Annotated in this window: 24 protein-coding genes and 1 riboswitch; of the genes, 3 read left to right on the forward strand and 21 right to left on the reverse strand. The window is 37.9% G+C overall.

The features are described from left to right. The 4 genes from BMZ99_RS14085 to BMZ99_RS14100 form a co-directional block, all read right to left on the reverse strand. Entirely contained in the window at window positions 1-516 is a 516-nt protein-coding gene (locus BMZ99_RS14085; RefSeq protein WP_090938426.1) for a hypothetical protein, read from the reverse strand. A 154-nt stretch (window positions 517-670) separates the two neighbouring features. Then, on the reverse strand, window positions 671-1,120 hold the full coding sequence (locus BMZ99_RS14090; protein ID WP_090938429.1) for a DMT family transporter: 450 nt from the start codon (window positions 1,118-1,120) through the stop codon (window positions 671-673). Window positions 1,121-1,259: 139 nt separating this feature from the next. Further along, complete coding sequence (locus tag BMZ99_RS14095) at window positions 1,260-1,850, reverse strand: 3D domain-containing protein (RefSeq protein ID WP_090938432.1); 591 nt, start codon at window positions 1,848-1,850, stop codon at window positions 1,260-1,262. Window positions 1,851-1,913: 63 nt separating this feature from the next. Further along, window positions 1,914-2,055: riboswitch (cyclic di-AMP (ydaO/yuaA leader) on the reverse strand. Between the two features lie 37 nt (window positions 2,056-2,092). Further along, entirely contained in the window at window positions 2,093-2,800 is a 708-nt protein-coding gene (locus BMZ99_RS14100; protein ID WP_090938434.1) for a L,D-transpeptidase family protein, read from the reverse strand. A gap of 110 nt (window positions 2,801-2,910) precedes the next feature. Here BMZ99_RS14100 and BMZ99_RS27045 point away from each other — a divergent pair, with 110 nt between their 5' ends. Together BMZ99_RS27045 and BMZ99_RS14105 are read left to right on the forward strand one after the other, a co-directional pair. Continuing rightward, entirely contained in the window at window positions 2,911-3,264 is a 354-nt protein-coding gene (locus tag BMZ99_RS27045) for an alanyl-tRNA editing protein (RefSeq protein WP_245754974.1), read from the forward strand. Between the two features lie 49 nt (window positions 3,265-3,313). Beyond that, window positions 3,314-4,132 carry a DHHA1 domain-containing protein gene (locus BMZ99_RS14105; protein ID WP_245754975.1) on the forward strand — a complete coding sequence of 273 codons (819 nt, stop codon included), beginning with the start codon at window positions 3,314-3,316 and terminating at the stop codon, window positions 4,130-4,132. A gap of 57 nt (window positions 4,133-4,189) precedes the next feature. Here BMZ99_RS14105 and BMZ99_RS14110 read toward each other — a convergent pair whose 3' ends face one another. From BMZ99_RS14110 to BMZ99_RS14130, 6 genes are all read right to left on the reverse strand, one after another. Continuing rightward, window positions 4,190-4,918 (reverse strand): 3D domain-containing protein, encoded by a 729-nt coding sequence (locus BMZ99_RS14110; protein WP_090938437.1) that lies wholly within the window; start codon window positions 4,916-4,918, stop codon window positions 4,190-4,192. A gap of 153 nt (window positions 4,919-5,071) precedes the next feature. Beyond that, window positions 5,072-6,301, reverse strand: coding sequence for a Zn-dependent hydrolase (locus BMZ99_RS14115; protein ID WP_090938440.1), 1,230 nt, complete (start codon window positions 6,299-6,301; stop codon window positions 5,072-5,074). A 47-nt stretch (window positions 6,302-6,348) separates the two neighbouring features. Further along, window positions 6,349-7,020 (reverse strand): nitrite/sulfite reductase domain-containing protein, encoded by a 672-nt coding sequence (locus BMZ99_RS14120; protein ID WP_217645089.1) that lies wholly within the window; start codon window positions 7,018-7,020, stop codon window positions 6,349-6,351. A 144-nt stretch (window positions 7,021-7,164) separates the two neighbouring features. Beyond that, window positions 7,165-7,299, reverse strand: coding sequence for a DUF2970 domain-containing protein (locus tag BMZ99_RS14125; protein WP_090938443.1), 135 nt, complete (start codon window positions 7,297-7,299; stop codon window positions 7,165-7,167). A 29-nt stretch (window positions 7,300-7,328) separates the two neighbouring features. Continuing rightward, the gene (locus BMZ99_RS26355; RefSeq protein ID WP_175490558.1) at window positions 7,329-7,481 is read right to left on the reverse strand and encodes a hypothetical protein; all 153 of its coding nucleotides are present in this window, start codon (window positions 7,479-7,481) and stop codon (window positions 7,329-7,331) included. Between the two features lie 153 nt (window positions 7,482-7,634). Beyond that, a complete protein-coding gene (locus BMZ99_RS14130; protein WP_090938446.1) occupies window positions 7,635-8,132 on the reverse strand; it encodes a ferritin family protein in 498 nt (165 codons plus the stop codon). A 211-nt stretch (window positions 8,133-8,343) separates the two neighbouring features. Between BMZ99_RS14130 and tpx the strand changes: the two genes are divergently transcribed. After that, a complete protein-coding gene (gene tpx / locus BMZ99_RS14135; RefSeq protein ID WP_090938449.1) occupies window positions 8,344-8,856 on the forward strand; it encodes a thiol peroxidase in 513 nt (170 codons plus the stop codon). Between the two features lie 74 nt (window positions 8,857-8,930). Here the strand turns inward: tpx and BMZ99_RS14140 are convergent, their stop codons facing one another. The 11 genes from BMZ99_RS14140 to BMZ99_RS14190 form a co-directional block, all read right to left on the reverse strand. Next, a complete protein-coding gene (locus BMZ99_RS14140; protein ID WP_090938451.1) occupies window positions 8,931-10,832 on the reverse strand; it encodes a type I glutamate--ammonia ligase in 1,902 nt (633 codons plus the stop codon). A gap of 251 nt (window positions 10,833-11,083) precedes the next feature. Further along, the gene (locus BMZ99_RS14145) at window positions 11,084-13,177 is read right to left on the reverse strand and encodes a glutamine synthetase III family protein (RefSeq protein WP_090938454.1); all 2,094 of its coding nucleotides are present in this window, start codon (window positions 13,175-13,177) and stop codon (window positions 11,084-11,086) included. A 233-nt stretch (window positions 13,178-13,410) separates the two neighbouring features. After that, window positions 13,411-14,070 (reverse strand): 3-oxoacid CoA-transferase subunit B, encoded by a 660-nt coding sequence (locus BMZ99_RS14150; RefSeq protein WP_090938457.1) that lies wholly within the window; start codon window positions 14,068-14,070, stop codon window positions 13,411-13,413. Window positions 14,071-14,074: 4 nt separating this feature from the next. Then, window positions 14,075-14,725 carry a CoA transferase subunit A gene (locus BMZ99_RS14155; RefSeq protein ID WP_090938460.1) on the reverse strand — a complete coding sequence of 217 codons (651 nt, stop codon included), beginning with the start codon at window positions 14,723-14,725 and terminating at the stop codon, window positions 14,075-14,077. Between the two features lie 32 nt (window positions 14,726-14,757). Further along, window positions 14,758-16,038, reverse strand: a complete 1,281-nt coding sequence (gene kamA, locus BMZ99_RS14160; protein WP_090938462.1) for a lysine 2,3-aminomutase — start codon at window positions 16,036-16,038, stop codon at window positions 14,758-14,760. Between the two features lie 61 nt (window positions 16,039-16,099). Then, window positions 16,100-17,599, reverse strand: a complete 1,500-nt coding sequence (locus tag BMZ99_RS14165) for an amino acid permease (protein ID WP_090938465.1) — start codon at window positions 17,597-17,599, stop codon at window positions 16,100-16,102. A gap of 371 nt (window positions 17,600-17,970) precedes the next feature. Continuing rightward, complete coding sequence (gene kce / locus BMZ99_RS14170) at window positions 17,971-18,786, reverse strand: 3-keto-5-aminohexanoate cleavage enzyme (RefSeq protein WP_090938467.1); 816 nt, start codon at window positions 18,784-18,786, stop codon at window positions 17,971-17,973. Window position 18,787: 1 nt separating this feature from the next. Then, a complete protein-coding gene (gene kal / locus BMZ99_RS14175) occupies window positions 18,788-19,177 on the reverse strand; it encodes a 3-aminobutyryl-CoA ammonia lyase (protein WP_090938472.1) in 390 nt (129 codons plus the stop codon). Between the two features lie 33 nt (window positions 19,178-19,210). After that, window positions 19,211-19,975: a lysine 5,6-aminomutase subunit beta gene (gene kamE, locus BMZ99_RS14180; RefSeq protein ID WP_090938475.1), complete on the reverse strand. Its 765-nt coding sequence runs from the start codon at window positions 19,973-19,975 to the stop codon at window positions 19,211-19,213. After that, window positions 19,968-21,530: a lysine 5,6-aminomutase subunit alpha gene (gene kamD / locus BMZ99_RS14185; RefSeq protein WP_090938478.1), complete on the reverse strand. Its 1,563-nt coding sequence runs from the start codon at window positions 21,528-21,530 to the stop codon at window positions 19,968-19,970. Before kamD ends, kamE begins: the two co-directional genes overlap by 8 nt. Then, window positions 21,517-22,992 carry a sigma-54 interaction domain-containing protein gene (locus BMZ99_RS14190; RefSeq protein ID WP_090938481.1) on the reverse strand — a complete coding sequence of 492 codons (1,476 nt, stop codon included), beginning with the start codon at window positions 22,990-22,992 and terminating at the stop codon, window positions 21,517-21,519. The genes kamD and BMZ99_RS14190 overlap by 14 nt, the downstream gene beginning before the upstream one ends. Window positions 22,993-22,999: the final 7 nt, after the last annotated feature.

Genomic DNA, 22,999 nt, shown 5'->3' on the forward strand with positions numbered 1-22,999 from the left:
TCAATAATCACTTTCATATTCTCTAATTATTTCTTGAAGACGACTTAAATTATCGATAAGAGCTTCATTGGCATCGTCCCTTAATTCTTGAAGTAGCGTAATGATCTCTTCATAACTTGATTCGAGAGGCAGATCTCGTGTTTTTTTGATATCAACATCAATCTCTTCTAAGATCATAATTTCCATGATTTCTTCCATTTTTTCTTTTCCTAACTGCTTAACGCTTTCCAAGGTACTTTTGAGCAACTCAGCTGTTTCCTCAGTAACTTCTTTAACGCTAAGAATGTAATCCTCTTCTGTACGCTCAATCGTATAAAAAAGGTTACCTCGCTCATTTGATCCTTCAAAAATAAATGGATCACCAAATTTTATGGCCTCTAGTATACGCTCTTCAACTTCTAAATAAATATCGTCAAGACCTGTATGGCTCGTTTTTTCATCTCCAAAAGTCAGAGAGTATGTTTTTCTTTCTTGTCCCACATTCGTATTGATTCTGTCATTTTCAAAATCGCGCACTTGCATTCCTCCGTATTTATCCCTTATTCTTTGAAATAACTAAAGATAATTCGACTGCAAGCTAGATTATTCCTCTTTCTTTGAGTGATAGATGAGCAAGAACCTTCATTTTCTGAGAATCTATAAAATCATAACGCTTTTAGTTACTATTCATTTAACTTAATAGTAACTTTCCTCCAATTGCCAATAATACTAGACCTATTATTTGATTCCATCCGTAGCTGCTTTGCTCTAAGCCAAATGCACCAAAGTGATCAATCAGTATAGCTGTCAACACTTGCCCTACGATAATTGCTGTTGTTGCATTGGCCACTCCTACCTCTGGAATGCTGGCAGCTACAAGATAAATAATTCCCACGCCAACTATTCCGCCGAAATAGACATACCAAGGAGCCTCTGCAAATGCAGATAAATTCCCCTTCCCCATTCTCAATCCAAATAATAGCAACCCAATCAGAATTGTACCTGTAATATGTACAACAAAAGTAGTCTCAAGAAGACCAATCACTTTACTCAATCCTGCATTTAAAGCCCCTTGTACTGCCATAAGAACACCAGAAATAAACGCCAATAATAATGCTAATGTATTCCCTGATATATCCAATCTATACACTCCTTAAGACAAATATCGTTCTTCTCTCTTAGAGTAGTATCTTATTTGAATTATCTTTATATACTAGCTAATAAATCAAAAATATTTAAAAACACTTTTAGCCTAAAAAAAAATACAGGCTTTGCGCCTGTTAGTCTAAAATGTATACAATTACTTTTTTTCTCCCGAATTGCATTGCCTCACTATGGCTATCAAAGGCTAAATCAATCTTATTCCCCTTTATAGAACCGCCGATATCATCTGCGATTGCATGGCCATAGCCAGGAATAAATACCCTTGTTCCAAGGGGAATTACATTAGGATCAACAGCTACAATTCCTTTACGTACTAAATTGCCACCATATGTATGATTGGAGTTTCCATCATCATAAGCACTATATGCAGATGCACTCATATTTAAGGATCTGCTATACCGGCTTGGATTCGAGTCAGCGCTGCCAGGACGCCCTAAGAACAGTAAAGTCTCTTTACCAACAATTCCATCAGCTATTAATCCGTTGCTAGTTTGAAAATCTTTAATTGCTTTTAATGTCGCATTCCCAAAAACACCATCAACTTCATCAAAATAGAAACCTTTTTCTAAAAGTGATTTTTGAATCATCTGCACATCTTCACCGCGCATACCAAACTTAATCAGTTTGTCCCCAGGAGCAGCAAAAACAACAGCACTACTCAGCAGCATGAAAAAAACTAATGCTACTGATACATAAACCTTTTTCATTTGTTCACCTCTCTTTGATAACGTCTTGGAGGTTATTGATTATGCCACACGCAATAACACAAAAACTCCTAACGTTCAGCCTCCGGGGTTAGCTGTCGGGATAGGGAAAAGAGAGAGATAAGAACGCGCCCCTCCGTTGTAACGGATTATCCCCTGTAATTATATTGGTTCCCCCGTACCTATAAGGATTCGGCATTGTAAATATAATACTATATTTTATTCAAATAGTCAAAATTGGATATTCAAATGCCTAACAAATCTGACATTTGTTTAGTTACTATACCGGTAATCTCCATATTATGCTCTGCTTGATATGCTTCAACAGCTTGCTTCGTTATGGTTCCAAAAATACCGTCTGCTCGGCTATCCAGATAGCCTAATTCCTTTAACTTCATTTGTAATATGGCAACATCTGATCCCGTTATCTGGTACTTAAGGGGTCGTTCTACTTTTATTTTGCGCCCTTCAATACGCACAGGAGTGCCTATCGGTACCCACTCAAATAACTCTTCCACATCTGTATTGCGCATGCGAATGCAGCCATGACTAGCAAACTGCCCTACAGACCAAGGCTTATTGGTACCATGAATCCCATATATACCCCAAGGTACATTAAGACCAATCCACCGAGTACCAAAACCAGTTCCCCAGTTGTAATCTTTCCATACAACATTCCATTCTCCAACAGGTGTTGGTGTCTTATTCTTGCCTACAGCAATTCTATATTTCTTATGCAAATTTCCATCACTATACACTTCTAAAATTCTTTGGGATATTTTAATCACCACACTTACTGTTCCTGTAGGTGCAACTATTGTTTGATTTTCAATCGCTGCTAATTCCCTCTCATCCATATATTCAAAACCTACTATTCCAAATATAAGACTCATTAGCAATAGAATGGCAATGCTATAAAAGATCTGATGACGCCTAATCTTCACCACTGTCACACTATTTCCTCCTCACTAGAGCACTCTGTAAAAATGTATGTATTTAAGTAGGAAAATAGTATAATAGTTTCAGACCCTGTTAAACTTCAATGAATTGGAGGCATTTTCTTTTGTCGACGATAAAACTATATTACGAAAACGCATATACTAAAGATTTTACCGCTAACATTACTAAAATCACGCCTTTACCGAATAATAAGTGGGCACTCTCTCTAGATCGCACTGCTTTTTATCCAACCTCTGGCGGTCAGCCCTTTGATAAAGGCATGCTTGATAACCTACCTGTTATCGATGTGCACGAAGATGGCGAGGATATTATTCACATCACAGAAGGATGTCCTGTAACAAGTAAAGTCGAAGGGCATCTAGAATGGAAAAGACGCTTTGATCATATGCAGCAACATAGCGGTCAACACCTTTTATCCGGTGCATTTTTTTTCTGTATTACAGGCAAATACAGTTAGTTTTCACTTAGGTACAGAATCAAGTCAAATTGATATAGATCTAGAAACCTTGACATTTGAAAACCTAGTAGAAGTAGAAGAATTCGCCAATCAAATTATTTTTTCTTCAAAAGCATTACATACTTATTGGGCAAATCAGGACACGCTTCACTCATTTCCTTTACGAAAATCACCCATAAAAGATTTTTCTGAAATTCGGTTAGTTGAAATCGCTGATTTTGATTATTCTGCATGCTGTGGCACCCATGTTGCGACTACTGGTGAAATAGGCTTGATTAAAATACGCAGTTGGGAACGAAAAAATAATGGAGTTCGAATTGATTTTGTATGCGGCTGGCGTGCTCTGAGAGATTATCAACAGAAAAATTCAACCATTCAACAAGTATCAAACCGACTGTCACTTCCTTCCACTGCCATTCTCCAAGGAATCGAAAAGCAATTATTAAAAACAGAGGCGCTGAGTAAAGAATTAATTAGCATAAAACAAGAATTCTATCACAATCTTGCCACTACTTTATTCCTACAGGGAGAAATCATTGGTAATTATAAATTAATCGTTCATGTCCTAACAAATACAACTCCTAATGAAGTCAACAGTCTTGCCAAAGAGTTAGTTAGCAATCCCCAGACAATCGCCTGTATTTGCGGAACCAATACGGATGAAACGAAGATTCATCTTGTATTTTCAGCCTCACCAGACGTTCCCCTTTCTATGAATCACGAATTAAAGAACATTTTACCATTGCTTGATGGCAAAGGCGGAGGCAGCCCACAATCTGCTCAAGGAGGCGGCAGTAAAATCGATCAATTGCCAAATGCGCTCACTTTAGCAACAAGTCATATCAAAGAACAATTGTACCTACTATAAAAAAGCAGTTCTAGCTTGTACAGCCTCACTAGGCTACAAACTAGAACTGTTTTTTTATTAATTCAACACATATACTTTTACTTTTTGAATGCCATAGTCAAGAGCATCCTGACGGTCATTAAATACTAAATCAATGCGATTTCCTTTAATTGCGCTTCCTTGATCTTCAGCGATAGCTTCACCATAGCCTTCAATCCATAATTTTGTTCCCATAGGAATTACTTTTGGATCTACAGCTGCTACTCCTGATCGGACCTTACTTCCTACATAAGTCTTAGTATCCCATTTGCCGTTGTCTAATGTTCCTGGTGCATATGCTGTAGCTGTCATATTTAGAACCTTTTTATAATTCTGTGGAACCGCAGTTAAAGAATCGTTTTCATTGACAGCTTTAGGTGCTAATATCTGATTATTAAAGAATGTAGCAATCGCTGTTAACTCTTTTTCATAAGGAGCTACTCTGTTTATAATCCTTTGCCCCATTTGCTCACGCAATGCATCTTGAAGCGTCTGATTTACGTTAACTTGTTCTAATATATTGCTGCCGGTGTTGATTTGATTAGACTGACTTACAGCTGTTTTCGCCAGCGTCTCAAGTACCTGTTGCTTATTGCCTTGTTCCCATTGATTTTTTAATAGTAATAATTGTTGTATTCGATCGACATTAGCCTGCTGTGCTGCAATTTGTGCCAATTGGTCATTTAATGATGCGGCATGGGCAGGCACTATGGGAGAAAAAAATTGAACAACCACAACTGCTGCAATACTCGCAATTATTTTTTTCATTTGAAATCCCCTTTCAAAAATACATACATGGGTAAAGCCTATCTATGTCATTTTAACACACAGTTTACATAATTAATAACGGTAATTACTGCCTAAAAGAAAAGAAGCGGCTTTAAAAACCGCTTCTTTTCTAACTATCTTACTTTATTGCATTTACTTTGCCAATTGCAATAACGTTTCTGTCAGTACATCAATTCCAGACATGATTTCATCAATTTCAGTATGTTCTTCCCCATTGTGGCTAACACCATTTTGCGACGGAACAAAAATCATCCCAGTAGGTGCTAGGTAAGCTAGATTCATTGCATCATGTCCAGCTCGACTATGTATCATTTGATGAGGTACCCTCTTTTCCACACATACCTTTTTAATAAGGCTCATAATATCTTTATTCATAGTTACAGGCTTTTCTGCAGACAGTAACATGATAGAAGCCCCTACTTCCTGACCTTCTGCAATCGTACTGATCGCATCTTTGATATCCTGCAAACATTCAATCGTGCTTTCATGATTTGTACCACGAATATCTACCCACATTTCTACTACACCTGGAATCACATTAATGGCTCCTGGGTATACATTGAGCATCCCCACAGTGGTAACTGTACCATATTTTGACTGTTCTAAGCCGATTTCATGTATTGCCAGTATAATCATAGAAGCACTAACTAATGCATCCCGTCTTTCTTCCATAGGGGTAGAGCCAGAATGAGCAGCCACCCCTTCTACTTTGATTTTAAGTCTTGTAGGAGCAGCAATTGTTTCAACAATACCGATTTTTTTTTCTTCTTTTTCCAAAACTCGTCCTTGTTCAATATGAAGTTCCACAAAAGCCTTTATTTCCTCGGCAGGTCTTACCGCTTCGCCAATACGCTCTATATCGAGCTGCTGTTGTTTTATTGCCTCCGCAAAACTTAATCCTGCTTGATCTTTAGCCTTCCTCCATTCAGAGATATTCGCTAAGCCAGCCATAGCTTTACTGCCTACTGTAGCACAGCCAAAACGGCTTGATTCTTCACAAGCAAATATGATTAGTTCTAACGGATGAGTTAACTTCCCTTTTGCTTTTAAACGACTAATAGCTACTAAACCACCAATTACACCAATTACGCCATCATACTTTCCACCGTCAGGTACAGTATCTAAATGTGATCCCGTAGCTACGGCTGGCAGTGATTCATCCTTACCTTCTAGTCGCCCAATTATATTCCCAATTTGATCAATAGTGATTGTAAGACCAACTTCCTCCATTAAACTAATCACATACTTCTGTGCCCCTGCAGCAGTTTCTGAAAAGGCTAAGCGAGTTATGCCCCGTGGTCCTTTGCCAAAATGGGAAATCTTCTCTATTTCATTCATTACCCATTCCTTACTTCTGTCCATCAGCATCGCCCCCTTATGAAGTCACTTAGCTTCTATATACCAAAATCCTAACCTAATATATCGTGTTTTACTTTCTCAATACCTAGACGTTCAATCATATTCCCCATTCGTTCATAATTCTTTCCATTTGCTTTATAATATAAAACTACTTTATCTACTAAAGCTAGTACGGCTTCCACTGGTACATGCTCTTGCAACACATCAGCAATTCGTGCTTTTACACCAGCACTGCCACCAATCAAAACTGTAAATCCTTTTGGTGTTCCAATTAGCCCCAGATCTTTCACTGCAGACTCACTACAGGAGTTTAAGCAACCCGAAATACCCATCTTGAACTTAGATGGAAGCTGCATACCATGATACTTCGCGTCAAGTTCCAATCCAATCGATACTGCATCTTGTTGTGCACGCTTGCAGAAATGAGTTGCCGGGCAAATTTTAACGCTACGGACACATAAACCCACGGCATGCCCTTTGTCCATATCCAGATCTTTCCATGCATTATCAATTTGATCTTTGTCAATACCAACAATGGCTATACGCTGAGCACTTGTCAATTTAAGCGCTTGTGCACCATATTTTTCAGCTACATCTGCGATCTTACGCAATACATTCACATCAAAAATAATACCACCAGGTATATGCGGTGCGATTGCATAGGTTTTTTTGTCTCGCTGTATCACAGCACCCTTTTCTAAGATATCTTTTTTAATTTCCACTATATCTCCTCCTTATAAACAACAAATAGTACTAGACTATCATTATAAATTATCTGCATAGTGGAAATTTCCTGCTTTTTAAAGATTTTTTTATGAATAAATGTCAACTGCAACTTTAAAATGAAGTGCGAATCGCACTTCATTTTAATTATATAAGAGAGAAATGATAACTGCCAACAAGCTCGCAGCTCCCAATATGCCACCAATGGTAAGGGCTGTTTTATTTAAATTCCTCATATCCTGCCGATGATGGGCACGTTTTCCCATTCCTTTAGCCATCACTTAACCCCCTTATATAATTTTATTTATTACATCTTGAATTTGAACTTATTTTGACAATGCTGACAAGTAATCTCTTCGCTGTTTACGACGTTACACATTGGCAATTCAATCATCAAGCCACAGAAAGGGCATATAATCTGCACCTCATTTTGCACCTTACATTCTCGTTTCTTGTACATACTAAGCCCTCCTTCATATTTTATTACATAATATGAAGAAACATTCTAATTTGTTAAATTCTAACCATATGATAAATACAATTCCCTATATTCAGACTATTTCCTGCTAAAATAAAAATCGCGAAATAGAATTCGCGATTTTTAGTATTCTTATTAAGTTAGTGAATCTAATATTTTGCGTAATTTAACTACATGAGTTTGTTCTTCAGCCTTTAATGAAGTAAAGATTTTTTTGGCATCTTCAAATTTAGATTTACTCGCTAATTCATCATAAAATAATATTGAATCTTTTTCTGCTTGTATAGCCATTTGTAAAATTTCAGGAATCGTAGTAACTTCTGCAATTTTGATTTCAGCATTTTCAGCTGTTGGAAAGATATGTCCCTCTGCTAGCACAGTAAGGTACCGTGAAGTCTCTGCATCAAATAAATATTCATCAGAAGCAGCTTCTTTATTTTCATTTACCTTAGCAAAGATCTTTGTAAATGTTTCAAAATGAATAATTTCTTCATTTTTCAATAGACAGAATAAATCTTTATGAGCATCTTCTGTTGCTTTTTCAAAAGCTTGTTGGTAAAAATCACGCCCTCTTTCCTCTATTGCCATAGCAATTCTTAATCCTTCTAAATCACTAAATAATTTTACGTCCATTTCAATACCCCCTAAGTAAAAATACAGCTTCTCTCCTCTAATTATTTCCACAATATAAAAGAAACTCCTGCAAAACTACATGAAATACCAGTTTTTTCTCACATTTTAATTATAAAAATTTAAAAATTATTTAATAATAATTATCATTTACATTTCATATGACACATGTTACCATATAATAGTATATTATAATTACAAGGAGGCATCTCAAATGACAAAACGTAATGATATTGTAAAGTTCGGTGGTAATCCAGTCACATTAATAGGAGCAGAAATTAAAGTTGGTGACAAAGCTCCTGATTTTACAGTGCTAAATCCTGATTTATCCTCTCTATCACTTAAAGATACAAAAGGTCAGGTACGAGTGATTAGCGTTGTGCCTTCCATTGATACATCTGTTTGTGATATACAAACTCGCTGGTTCAATGAAGAGGCTGCAAAAATTGATGGTCTAACAGTGTTATCCATCAGCGTAGATTTACCTTTTGCGTTAAAGAAATATTGTGCAGCTCAAGGTATTGCTACGATCAAAACACTATCTGATCACAGGGAGCTCGATTTCGGGCTAAAATATGGATTTGTCATTGAAGAATTACGTCTTCTATCTCGTGGAACTGTAGTGATTGATAAAGATGACATTGTACGCCATGTAGAATATGTTGCTAATATTGGCGACCAACCCAATTATGATACAGTAATGGCTGTTGTAAAACAATACTTATAATATCCAGCCTCATCTAAAAAGTCCCTTATCAACTTGATAAGGGACTTTTGGATACAAAGAGAGACGTAACACGATTAAATTATATTGCGTTTGTATTTTGCATATGCAATTTTCAATTCTTCTACTTTACCATACATTTCAATCTGAAGAGCAGATGCAGTATCATAATCACCTGCTGCAACCGCATCATTTACTCGCGTAAAAATGGATTTTTGCGCAACAGTATCTTTAGCCAGTTCCAATCGCAAAGAATTCACCTTATCCCATAAATATAAATCATAGTCCACTGCACTGTCAGCATCATGTAAAGATTTAGCTGCTTTTACAATCGCAAGGTTTTCAGGGATAATTCGTTTCAATAATTCCGTTGACCAGCGAATTAATGCGCCTGCTACGAAAGCATCCAAAATTTCTTGACGAAGAATATTTCCCGCTTTAATAACTTCTGTCTTCGCAGGGAACCTCTTCAAGTTCTCCATATTTTCCCAAACAGTAGCTGGAGGTTTACCAAATAGGCGATTTCGCTCTTCTTCTTCATAATCTTCAAATACATCATGTTCACTTCGATAAGCACGGTCTGTTTCAAGATAAAATCCAGGAGCCCCTGCCTCTTTTGATAATTCGGCTAATATTTCTTTTGTATTCTTGCCGGACGCAACAACAGCTTTCACACCATCAAGCATGCTTAAATAGATTGCTGATAATGCAACATACGTATTCGTGTATGGATTAGCTGCGCGAACCTCAAAACGAGTCGCTAATGGATTGTTAACATCCCGCACAAGTCCAGCAAGAATCGTACGATTACGCGAAGGTATCTCTGGAGTATGGCCAAGAGAAGTTACGATACAAACCGGTGCTTCAAAACCTGGTTTCAAACGATTTAAGGCATCATTAGTGGCGGTAATAAAAGGATTAATCGCTTCATAATTTTTTAATAATCCCATTAAAGAGCCATAGCCAACAGCACTCATAAAGTCTTCTTTCATATTGGTAGGAGCAAATAAGTTAACGAGCTTACCTGATTTCATTTTCGCAGCAAAACCTACATGTGTATGTTCGCCATTACCAGCAACACCAATAATAGGTTTCGCTTTGAAGGTAACCTCAAGACCATTGGCTCTAAATACTTCTTTTACCACAATACGAGCTTGCAGCTCATTATCTGCAGCTTGCAGGGCATCAGCAAAACGCCAGTCAATCTCCAACTGCTCGCAAACATGGGTCAAATTACCGGCCTCATCAATAGTAGCTTTAATACCACCAACTTCTTTATGCCCCATTTCTGTTTTTAAACCATAGTTATCTAGCATTACAATCGTTTGCTCTAATGCTGTACGAACAGAGCCACGAGTACGCTGCCAGTATTGTTCTTGCATAGTTTGAGATGCAGAAAGTTCAGCAACTTCGGCTTTATCGACGGGAGTCTTCACCCAGAACTCAAGTTCAGTGCCTGAAGTAAAGATAATATCTTCAATTTCTTCACCATTAATGTGTTCAAGACCAGCTACTTTAGGATATTTCTTGAATAAAGTTTTCAGCTCGTCTTTTATGTAATTAAGACTATCGGCTAGAATTGCACGGGAGTCAACACGTAAGCCGTTATGAACTAAGAATGCAGGAATACGAAGGGTACCAACAGGTTTACCAGTTACTTCATCGATATTATTAAAATTATAATCAACAAACCAATTCACACTGGAATCAGCAGGCATATCTACTTTAGCATTATTTAAGGTAGCAATTCCTGTCAGTACTACTGAGGAACCATCGGTTTGTACTGCACTTCCTTGAAAGAAATCATCCATATCTTTAAGAAATAATTCCATAGGGATTTTCTCGTCAGTATCATTACCTGCAAGATCAACGCCTACCAAGGATATAAATTTAATTTCAGAATGCTCTTTTAATAATTCAACCAATTCATTACTAGCATATTTCCCAGTTGGGATTACATAAAGCAATTCACTTGCCATTCCAATCACCTCTTAAATATTATAAATATAATTGTACCACGTTATACCTATGATAAATTTTACAGTAGAATTATATCCTCCTTATTGAGAAATTTTTCTTTATTTAATCTATTATACTATTAATAACAAAAATTACAAAGATTATACTGATAGATTATTATATATAAATTAATTAAGTCTGTTCGTGTTTGATAGCGAACACAAAAAATAAAGCTTGGCAGCATAGCCAAGCTTTATTTAGAAAATACCTATTATACATTAAATAACAAATCACCGTAAGTTGGCATCGGCCAAACGTCTTTATCTACTAAAGTTTCAAGCGTATCAACAACTTCACGAAGTACTATCATTTTTTCAAATACATCGAATCGGAATAATGAAGCTTGCTTATAAGTGTCTCCATGAGCGTTTGAAGCCTTCTCTACAGTTTCTTCAAGAACAGCAATATTTTTCTTTAATGATGCTGTCAACGAAGATACTTCTGTTAATAATTCAGTTTGAGCTGTCAAATCCGCTGCTACGCCTGTAGCTTTAATTGTATTTATTGATACCGCAAGATTTGTGGCAAACTTGATAACGGAAGGAAGAATTTGTCTCTTCGCCATTTCAATCATTGTTAACGCTTCAACATTGATCGTTTTGATATAATTTTCAAGAGCGATTTCATAACGGGATTCCATTTCTACTTTACTTAATACAGCATGTTTCTCCATAACTGCTATGTTCTTTTCAGAAATAAGAGCTTTAATGGATTCTACTGTAGTTCTTAAATTTAGCAATCCTCTTTTTTCAGCCTCAACAACCCATTCATCTGAATATCCATTGCCATTAAATACTACTCTTTTATGATTGGTAACATATTCAGTAATAAGTGCTTTTACTTCAGCATTTGCATCTGCAGCATTTTCTAATCGATCAGCAACTTCATTTAGTATTTCTGCTACAATCGTATTTAAGGTAATGTTAGGCTCAGCGATGGAAGCGGAAGATGGGCACATTCTAAATTCAAACTTATTACCAGTAAACGCAAATGGAGAAGTTCTATTTCTATCAGTTGCATCTTTTGGTAATGGAGGCAACGTAGTAACACCAATTTCCATATTACCACCATTTTTAGAACTTGTAGCTCCACCATTTTCAATCTGTTCAAGAATATCTTGCAATTGCTCTCCTAGGAATATTGATATAATAGCTGGAGGGGCTTCATTAGCACCGAGTCTATGATCATTTCCTGGATTTGCAGCTGACACTCTTAATAAGTCAGCATATACATCGACAGCCTTTATAACTGAACACAAGAATACAAGAAATTGCTGATTATCATGAGGAGTACGGCCTGGTTCCAGTAAATTCATTCCATCATCGGTTCCCATAGACCAGTTATTATGCTTACCGGAACCATTAATTCCAGCAAATGGTTTTTCATGTAGTAAGCACACAAGATCATGTCTCAAAGCAACCTTTTTCATTACATCCATAGTAAGCTGGTTGTGATCTGTTGCTATATTGGTAGTCGTAAATATTGGAGCTAACTCATGTTGCGCAGGAGCAACTTCGTTATGTTTAGACTTAGCTGCAATTCCAAGCTTCCAAAGTTCTTCGTCTAATTCCTTCATGTAGGCAGAGATTCTTTCTTTAATTGAACCAAAATAATGATCTTCTAATTCTTGCCCTTTTGGAGGTTTCGCACCAAAGAGTGTTCTTCCCGTAAATATTAAATCTTTTCTTTGTTCATATGTTTTCTTATCAACAATAAAGTATTCTTGCTCTGGTCCAACGGTTGTAATAACTCGATTCGTCGTTGTATTTCCAAGAACTCTTAATACACGTAATGCTTGCTTGCCTAATGCTTCCATTGAACGCAATAAAGGAGTCTTTTTATCGAGAGCCTCTCCAGTATAAGAACAAAAAGCTGTTGGTATACACAACGAATCGTCTTTTACAAATGCAGGTGACGTACAATCCCATGCAGTATATCCTCTGGCTTCAAAAGTAGCTCTAAGTCCACCAGATGGAAACGAAGAAGCATCTGGCTCTCCCTTAATTAATTCTTTCCCTGAGAATTCCATGATCGCTTTGCCATCAGAAGTTGGTGATATAAATGCATCATGTTTCTCTGCAGTGATACCTGTCATCGGTTGGAACCAATGAGTGAAATGGGTTGCACCTTTTTCAAGAGCCCAATCTTTCATCGCATTAGCCACTACATCTGCCACTACCGGATCTAAAGGGAGCCCCTCCTGAATGGTCTTCTTTAAAGCTTTATATGTAGCTTTTGGAAGACACTCCTTCATAACTGCATCATTAAATACGTTTGAACCGAAAATTTGACTTAAGTTGCTCATCTACAAAAACCCCTCTCAATTTTTCATATTGCACTAGTGTTGATTCCAAATACAACTTGCATTAAAACCTGCTAAAAAAAAGATGACAGGTTGAATATTTTTTTATATAGCAATAAATTGCTACAAAAAAAACAGACCCCTCCACTTGTTCAGTGTAAGGAGTCATCGTTGACTCAAAATTTTCATTTATATTAATATTATAACACAAAAACGTTTTTTGTCTAGCTACATCTTTAAAAAATACCAAGATTATCTTCGGAAAAGAATAATTGAGCACCTGTTGCAGCAACTACTTCTTCTACTGTAGTGCCTTCGGCAATTTCAGTTAAATATAGCCCATCTTGATGAACAGCAATAACTGCCATATCCGTAATAATTAAATCAACTTCAGCCTTAGCTGTAAGTGGTAAAGAACACTGCTTTACAATTTTTGCAGTTCCATCTTTATTATTATGTTCCATAGCAATGATGATTTTCTTTGCACCAACAACTAGATCCATAGCTCCACCCATACCTGAAATTCTTTTTCCCGGAACCATCCAATTAGCCAAATTTCCCTGTTCATCCACTTCTAAAGCCCCTAGTACTGTGGTATCAACATGACCGCCTCGAATAATAGCAAATGACATAGCACTATCAAAGCAACATCCATTCTCTTGAATTGTAACTGGTTTTCCCCCAGCATTTACAAGATCCTTATCTGCCAACTCCGCTTGCGGCTCCGGCCCAATTCCCAAAAATCCGTTTTCAGAGTGTAAAACAATAGAGACTCCGTGAGATAGATAATTTGCTACTAAAGTCGGCATGCCAATACCTAAATTAACAACATCGCCATCATGCAGTTCTTTAGCTACCCGTTTAGCAATACGAACCCGTTTATCCATTTGAGCCATAAAGCTACCTCCCTTTGACCAAAAGATCGACAAAAATTCCTGGGGTTATCACATTATCAGGTTCAATTGCTCCTGCCTCTACGATTTCTTCCACTTCAACAATGACAGTCCTAGCAGCCATAGCCATTAAGGGATTAAAATTTCTAGCCGAAAAACGATAAATCAAATTTCCGTGACAATCAGCTTTATATGCTTTTAATAAGGCAACATCTGCTTTTAGAGGTTCTTCTAGCAAATAAGTTTTATCCGCTACCACTATTTGAGTTTTTCCTTCTTCTACTACTGTCCCAACTCCTGTAGGAGTCAGTATTCCCCCTAAACCAGAGCCACCAGCACGAATTTGCTCCGCCAGAGTTCCCTGTGGAGTTAAGATAATTTTCAAATCCCCTTCTTCCATACATCTGCCACTCTCAGGATGTCCGCCAATATACGATGTATATAATGTGGACATCTGCTTACTATCTTGCAGTTTACCTACACCAACTCCTGGAAAAGCACTATCATTTGTTATGACCGTTAGATTTTTTGTGCCTTTGTCTACCAACGCCTGCACTAACCCTTCAGGCGTTCCAACACCTAAAAACCCGCCAATCATAATACACATTCCTTCTGAAATATCTTTCACAGCTTCGTTTGCCGTACAAATCTTTACCATAAATCACCTTCCACCTCCTAATAAGCCATCTATCATTTCATAATCAATAACTCAGAATTCTCGGTTTTTACATCATTTTTTCTTTCTATTGAGGAAATCGACGATAAGGATTTATCACCGCTTAACATTCCTGCTAATCCCACTGTTGTATCAAGGTGATAACCACCGCACACTTCACAAGGTGCTTCTGGATCTACATAATGCTTTGGCTCTGTGTAAGTAGTAAACACACCTTCATAATTTCGCAGTACGGTTTTACTAGCATTTTGAGAAACTAAATATTGAGGCATAACCGGAATCTTGCCGCCGCCTCCCGGCGCATCAACGACGTAAGTAGGAACGGCTAATCCTGAAGTATGCCCTCTTAAATATTCAATCGCCTGAATTCCCGAACTAATAGGTGTTCTAAAATGTTGTATGCCTTGTGACATATCACATTGATAAATATAATAGGGTTTTACTCTTATTTTTAATAATTGCTGCATCAGCTTTTTTATTAATTCTGGGCAATCGTTAACTCCTTTTAAGAGAACCGCTTGATTGCCAAGAGGTATTCCAGCATCCGCTAAGGAAGCACAAGCCATACTGGCAGCCTCTGTTATTTCTTTAGGATGGTTAAAATGGACATTCACATAAATTGGATGATATTTTTTTAAAATTGTGCATAAGGCAGGAGTAATTCTTTGCGGTAAAACTACGGGTGTACGAGTGCCGAAACGGATAATTTCTACGTGCTTTATTTGTCGTAATTCTTTCAGAATATATTCAATTAATTCATCACTAATTAGAAATGCATCACCACCAGATAAAATTACATCTCTGACTACCGGCGTTTCTCTTATATATTGAATACAGTTGTCAATTTGTTGTTTCGTACGTGCTTGATCACAAACTCCGGCAATCCGCCTTCTGGTACAATGACGACAATACATAGAACACTGATCTGTGACTAAAAACAGTACCCGGTCAGGATATCGATGAGTCAGTCCCGTAACGGGTGAATCTTGATCTTCGTGTAAAGGATCAGCCATATCAAATTGACCAAACTGTAGCTCCGTTGCTGTTGGAATTGCTTGTTTACGCATAGGACAATTTACATTTTCAACATCAATTAACGTTGCATAATAAGGAGTGATTGCCATTCTTAGACTTTGCAGGCAACTTAAAATTCCTTCTTCTTCTTTTTGAACTAATGGAATAACCTGTTTTAGCATGGAGAGTGACGTAATCCGATTCGCTACCTGCCATCGCCAATCCTGCCATTCTTCTTCTGTTACATTGCTCCACAAAGGAATATCATGATAATCACGCATTTTATTAACTCCCTTCGCCAATTGACTCCATAAACTCATTCGTAATGAAGTCAGATCTGTATCAAACTAAATTCTTGTTCAAGTCTACTTTTTCCAAAGCGACTACTTTCGTTTTTTTAGAAAACTTATACCCTAGATACGTTGCTAGGAAAATAGGAATACCCACATAGGAAACGGCTAATCCATACCAGTCTACTTCCCCGCCTAAAAAAGCATTATAATTTTGTCCAATGATTACGATACCACAAAGTACCATCGCAAAAAGAGGACCAAACGGGAACCATTTTGCTTTATATTTAAGTTGAGATGTATCAAGACCTTGCCGGTTAAATGCTTGACGGAAACGATAGTGGCTAATAGCAATACCCAGCCAGGCAATGAAACCAATCATTCCCGTAATGTTAAGCAGCCATGTATAAGCAGTACCTTCTCCAACTAACGAGGAAAGAAAGGCTAAAAAACCAATAGCAGAAGTAGCATAAAGAGAATTAGTTGGAACTCCGCGTTTATTGACTTTGCCAAAAATCCGAGGAGCTTTGCCTTCTTTTGCCATCGCATACAGCATACGAGTTGAAGCATATAATCCTGAATTCGCACAAGATAACACGGATGTGAGTATGATTGCATTCATTAGGGAAGCTGCTGCCGTAAATCCAGCACGGCTGAATACTAGCGTAAAGGGACTGACAGCGACATTTTCCACATCACCTTTTAATAAATTTTCATCCGTATAGGGCAGGATAAAACCAATAACAATTAAAGCACCGATATAAAATAGGAGAATGCGCCAAAATACCGTATTAATCGCTTTTGGTACATCTCTTTCAGGATTTTCACTTTCCCCAGCAGCAATACCAACCAGTTCAGTTCCTTGGAAAGAAAAACCAGCAATCATAAAGATTGCTAATATTGCACTAAATCCACCAACAAAAGGAGCCTCTTGGATTTGCCAATTAGTGAACCCTGGCGAAGCCCCTCCAGCAATCCCTAAAATCATTAATGTTCCTATCACCAAAAAGACAATAACGGTTATAACCTTAGCACCTGCAAACCAATATTCACTTTCACCATACGCTCTTGTTGATAAGTAATTAAGAGCAAATAAAATAATCAAAAAGAGTCCACTCCAATAATAACCAGGAATGTCAGGGAGCCAAAATTTCATTATGATGGCACCCGCTACTAATTCTACTGCAATACAGGTTGCCCAATTTAACCAATAGTTCCAGCCAATTGCAAAACCTAAAGCCGGATCAACAAACCTTGCTGCATAAGTTCCAAAAGATCCTGGAACAGGTAAATAAGTTGCCATTTCTCCTAGACTAGTCATAAGAAAATACACCATAATCCCAATGACACCATAAGCTACTAATGCGCCACCCGGACCTGCAGTACTGACCGATGCACCACTTGCCAAGAATAACCCCGTGCCGATAGCACCACCAAGTGCTATCATATTCATGTGACGGGCTTTTAAACTTCGCTTTAATTCCTCTTTGCCTCCAACACCTGTCTTCTCTCCAAGGCTTTGGATTTTCCCTGTTTCCAGGTCGGCATTCATGAAATTCACTCCTTTTCAATGAATATTTGGAATTTTTGATTAATAACTTGACCGTGTTACTAGTCAGTCAGAACTTTAGATCTTATTATAAAGATTGCAATAACCATGCCAACAGCAGTATCAAGAATGATTCGCTTATTTATTATGGCTGAATACATAGTTTTTTCTTATTATGACTAATCTTCGGCACTAGAATGAAGACAATGAGCGATGCGATTACACTTTGCAACCTATTTTATATTTGCTCATTTTTCGGCAAACTGCCGAAAAATGAGCAGAAGCCACAAAGATTCAGCAGTATTGCAACTACTAAATTTTAAGGCTTCTGCTATCTTTTATTTCATGAAAGCTTTATATTCATTTTATTGCCTTCACTGGATTAATCCTAAAATTCTTCTGGCCTGTTCGGGAGTAGCAACTGGTCGACCTATTTCTTTTGCAATTCTTGCTATACGCTCTACTAGTTGAAAATTACCATCGGATAATACACCTTTTGTATAATAAACATTATCTTCAAAGCCAACGCGCACATGTCCTCCTAAAACAATCGCCATCATCCCAAGAGACAACTCACTGCGTCCAATCCCCGCGACTGTCCAAGTTGACCCTGCTGGTATAGACTCTATTAGATGCAGTAAATGCCTTGCTTCTCCTGGTATACCTCCAGGAACCCCCATCACAAAATCAAAATGCAGAGGCAACTGCAAGATTTTCTTTTGCACTAAACGCAGTGCATTATAAATCATTCCCACTTCGAATACTTCAATTTCTGGTTTGACTCCCTGGTCCACCATTGCTTTTGCAAAAAATTCAACCATAGGCATCGGGTTAGAAAATATTTCTTCACCAAAATTAACTGTGCCTGTGGTCAATGTTGCCATCTCGGGCTTTAATTGTATAGGCTGCAAACGTTCATCGGCTGTCATCCAGGATGCTCCACCTGTAGATGTTTGAATAATTACATCACTATTTTTTTTGATCAGTGCAATGGTTTCTTGAAAGATGTCCTTTGCTTGCGTAGCCTTACCGTCTTCATCTCTAACATGCAGATGAATGATAGAAGCTCCCTTTTCAGCACACTGTATAGCCTCATTGGCAATTTCTCTAGGGGTAAGAGGCAAATTGGGATTATCTTGGCGAGTAGCTTCTGCTCCTACAGGGGCAACGGTAATAATAAGCGGCTCCAACTTATACACCCCTTTGCTTTTCTTTAGGAACCACACAAGTTCCGCTAGCGATGCAAACTACAACAGGATCGGCTAATACAAAGGCTGCAGACTTATATTGAGCAGCCTGATCTAATGAAATAACTTTTGTGGCAATAAACTCCATTCGTCGTGATGTATTACCAAGCTTGATAATCTTACCCCGCGCCTCGATAAAATCGCCTGCATAAACAGGGGCGGTAAATTCCACATTATCATATGCAACAAATAGCCCTTCATCACCATCGCTGCGAATTAATAATTCAGTTGCTACATCACCAAATAAATCTAACATTCGTGATCCATTTACCAGCCCTCCTGCATAATGTGTGTCATGTTCGCTCATTCGAATCCGTATTAAAACATCTTCCATACTCTCCTCCCCTTATGGCTCTTAATAGATAAATCAACTCGTTTCTTTATCGTTATCCCATATCGTCTTGCGTTTTACTTCCTGAACAAGAAATGACGCTACGTGCTCTGCATAGGTATTGGAACTAAAACCAGCGTCATATCCTAACTCTTTTGCTAACTCATGACTAATTCGAGGTCCCCCCACTACTAAGGTTACTTTATCCCGCAATCCTTCCGCTTCCAGCATATCTACAAGTCTTGTCAAATTCGTAATATGAATATTCTTTTGGGTTACTACTTGAGATATTAAAATAGCATCTGCTTGAATTTCATAGACTTTATGAATGACTTCTTCGCAAGCCACTTGCGCTCCCATATTTACAGCATTAATTTCATGATAACTTTCTAAACCTTTATGCCCATTAAAACCTTTTATGTTCATGATGGCGTCGATACCGACAGTATGAGCATCACTCTCAATACACGCTCCCACTACATTGAGTTTCCGTTTTAGATGGGTGCGTATAAAGTCATCAATTTCTTTTTTCGACAATACCTCTAATGCAACTTCAGGAATCGAAATCTCATCAAGATTTACTCCGTGACTGCACTTGCCATAAACAATGAAAAAACTAAATGTATCGCTAATTCCCTCAGCATGAGCAACCGCTACCTCTTCGAGTCCCATACTAACTGTCAACTGCCTAGCTGCTTCTTTAGCTGCATTCGATAAAGGAATCGGCAGAGTGAAAGCTAGCTGCACCATACCGTCATTTAAGGTATCACCATAAGGTTTAACATACTTCACATTAACCATTACTATTTCCTCCTTTTAACATAAGAGGAATAAAAGGATTGAGATAACTGTATTCCTTTACAATAACTCCCTGCAAACCTTTACCGCCTTCAGAGGTTCGCGAGATATCGGCAAAATAGCCTAATGTCAGTGCTCTCATCAACCCTACATCATTAATTTCTTCCAATAAGCTAACTGCCTTTTCCAATACCTCCTGGGCTCTTTGGTGAATAAATCCGCCTTCAGGAAAATATATTTCGTCCGCGATTCCTCGCAAATTATTAAAAACATATTTAGCAGATTCAATACTTAAAAATCGATCGTGAATAAGAGGGGTATGAATGGCTTCTGTTAATATACCTAAAAGATGCAAACTCTGCCCTGTCATAATGGAACAAACATTGAACAAAGTATCTTGCACATGCCCTTTAAAAATATTTCCTGTCATATATTTAGTCGGTGGCATATATTTAATGGGGCTTTTTGGAAAAACTTCTCTTACTAATTGTGCTTGGGCCAATTCATACATAAAACCATTAGGAGTTTGTGGATCGATTTCAAACGCATGCCCCAAGCCGAGTTGCTCAGAGGCCATATTACACCGAAAAGCAAACTGTTCATTTATTAATTCAGAAGCTAAAACGGTATGACCACTTTCAATGGCATCTGCTGTGGTTAAATAATTATCTTCCCCTGTATTGATAATAATACCAGCATAGCCATTGATTAATCTGGAAAAGTACTGATCTACAAACGTACGCTTCATATTAATATCTCGAAAAATAATTCCATACATGGAGTCATTGAGCATCACATCTAAACGTTCTAACGCCCCCATAACTGCAATCTCAGGCATACAAAGTCCTGAGCAATAATTGGTCAAATAAATATAACGATTAACTTCTTTTCCTACTTCGTCTAACGCTTGGCGCAAGATCTGAAAATTAGCCTGTGTCGCATATGTACCGCCAAAGCCCGTAGTTGTAGGTCCATAAGGAACATAGTCTAGCAAACTTTGCCCTGTTGTTCTAATAACGGCAATAATATCAGCCCCTTGCCTAGCAGCAGCCTTCGCTTGAATTGCATCCTCATACACATTGCCAGTTGCTACAATAACATATAACATAGGCTCCTGTCCCTTGCCTAAATTTGCTATCCATGCCTCTCTTTCTTGACGGCGGTCTTTAATCTTTTCTAAAGAACAAGTAGCCAATTGCAAAGCTGCTTCTTCAATTTCACAATCTGAAACTCTAGGTAAATCTAGTAAACGAATTTTTTTATTTATTATGCATTCTGCCAACTGCTGAGATGATAATTTGGTATGGATCAACCCGTTTACGAACCAATACATGACTCCTTTTCCAAGTACTCCCGCATTGTGTAATTCTTCAACGATCCCATTTACTAATGGTACCCCTGCCTGATCAACTCCATCGATCCCCAATAATCTTAAAACAGATCGCTCTACTGCTACTGTGCTATGAGCATCAATGTGCTCATGCACCTGGTCTACAATTTGTTTTGCATGTTTTCTACCGCGGTCAATAACATCCTGATTCAATTTAAGTTTTTTCAATACATTCCCCTCCTGATAAGGAGTCACCTTTCTTATCCCTTTTGAGCAAGCCATATATTTTCAGTTTATATTGTATGGTCTGGCGAGGAATACCCAACGATAAGGCCGCCTTTGATATATTTCCTTCACTTCTTTCTAAAGCATGAATGAGAGCACTTCTTTCAACAGTTCCTACTATTTCCGGCAGGTTCTTGCCGTTCAATTGACAATAGATTTCGCGACTATGCTCGTCATCATAGTTACGCAAATGATCTGGGATATGTTCGATTTCAATAATATGGCCGGAGACGATATTCATGGCATGCTCAATGGCATGCTGCAATTCTCTAACATTTCCGGGCCAAGAATATTTTAAGAATACCTGTTCCACTTCTTCGCTTATTTTTTGCACCGAACAGCCTAATTTCACATTATACATCATAATAAAATGCCCGACTAAGACAGTAATATCACTTTTTCGTTCTCGCAAAGAAGGTACATGCAGCGCAACTACATTTAATCGATAATATAGATCAATACGCAATTCCTTTTTCCGGACTGCTTCTTGGGGATCTACATTCGTACAAGCAATGACTCTAGTATCTACTTCTCTTACCTTATTGTCACCTAAGCGGCGCAGCGTTCCGTCTTGCAGAACTCGAAGCAGTTTACTCTGCAATTCCAAAGGCATAGAATTGATTTCATCTAAAAACAGAGTTCCTCTGTCAGCAAGTTCAAATAATCCTGGACGATCTTCCGCTCCTGTAAAGCTTCCCTTTACGGTTCCAAATAAAATACTTTCCAACAGCGTTGCAGGAAAGGCAGCACAGTTTTGTGCAACAAAGGGTCCGTCCTTACGAGAAGACGCGTTATGGATGGACTGTACTACCAACTCCTTTCCTGCACCAGTTTCACCAATTACCAATACTGGAGAAGAAGTTGATGCCACTCTTTGACTAACCACTTTAAGCTTAACCATTAGGTCGTGACTGCCAATAATATCATTGAATGTGTATTTTGCAAAACTAATTTCTGTCTTCTTCACTTTTTTCAAGTTAGTTGATTTTTTATCTAACAGTACAGCCTGCAGGTCCATCACTCGATCTGACATCTCTTTAATTTTTGTAATATCTCGAGACAAATCACAAGCACCCACTAATATACCCTCTCGATATAATGGAAAAGTAGAATAATGAATCGTAATAATTCGTCCTGTCCTGCTTACGATCGTTTGCTGCTGATCCAATACTGGCTTACCAGTAGCCAATACCTCCATCAAACTGCTGGTTTCAAGCGTCAATGAAGGATATACCTGAAGAACGTGCTTGCCCATAACTTCAGTAGCCTGTAATCCTTCGACTTCTGCCGCTGTCTGGTTGTAATAAACTGTTATTCCCTCGCAATTTATTACATGTACCGCCTGATCAAGACGATCTAATACTAAATCAAGACAGCTATCGCTGCCGTCCAATTCATTGAGCAATCTACTC

This window comes from Pelosinus propionicus DSM 13327, from assembly GCF_900114615.1.
Taxonomy (GTDB): domain Bacteria; phylum Bacillota; class Negativicutes; order DSM-13327; family DSM-13327; genus Pelosinus; species Pelosinus propionicus.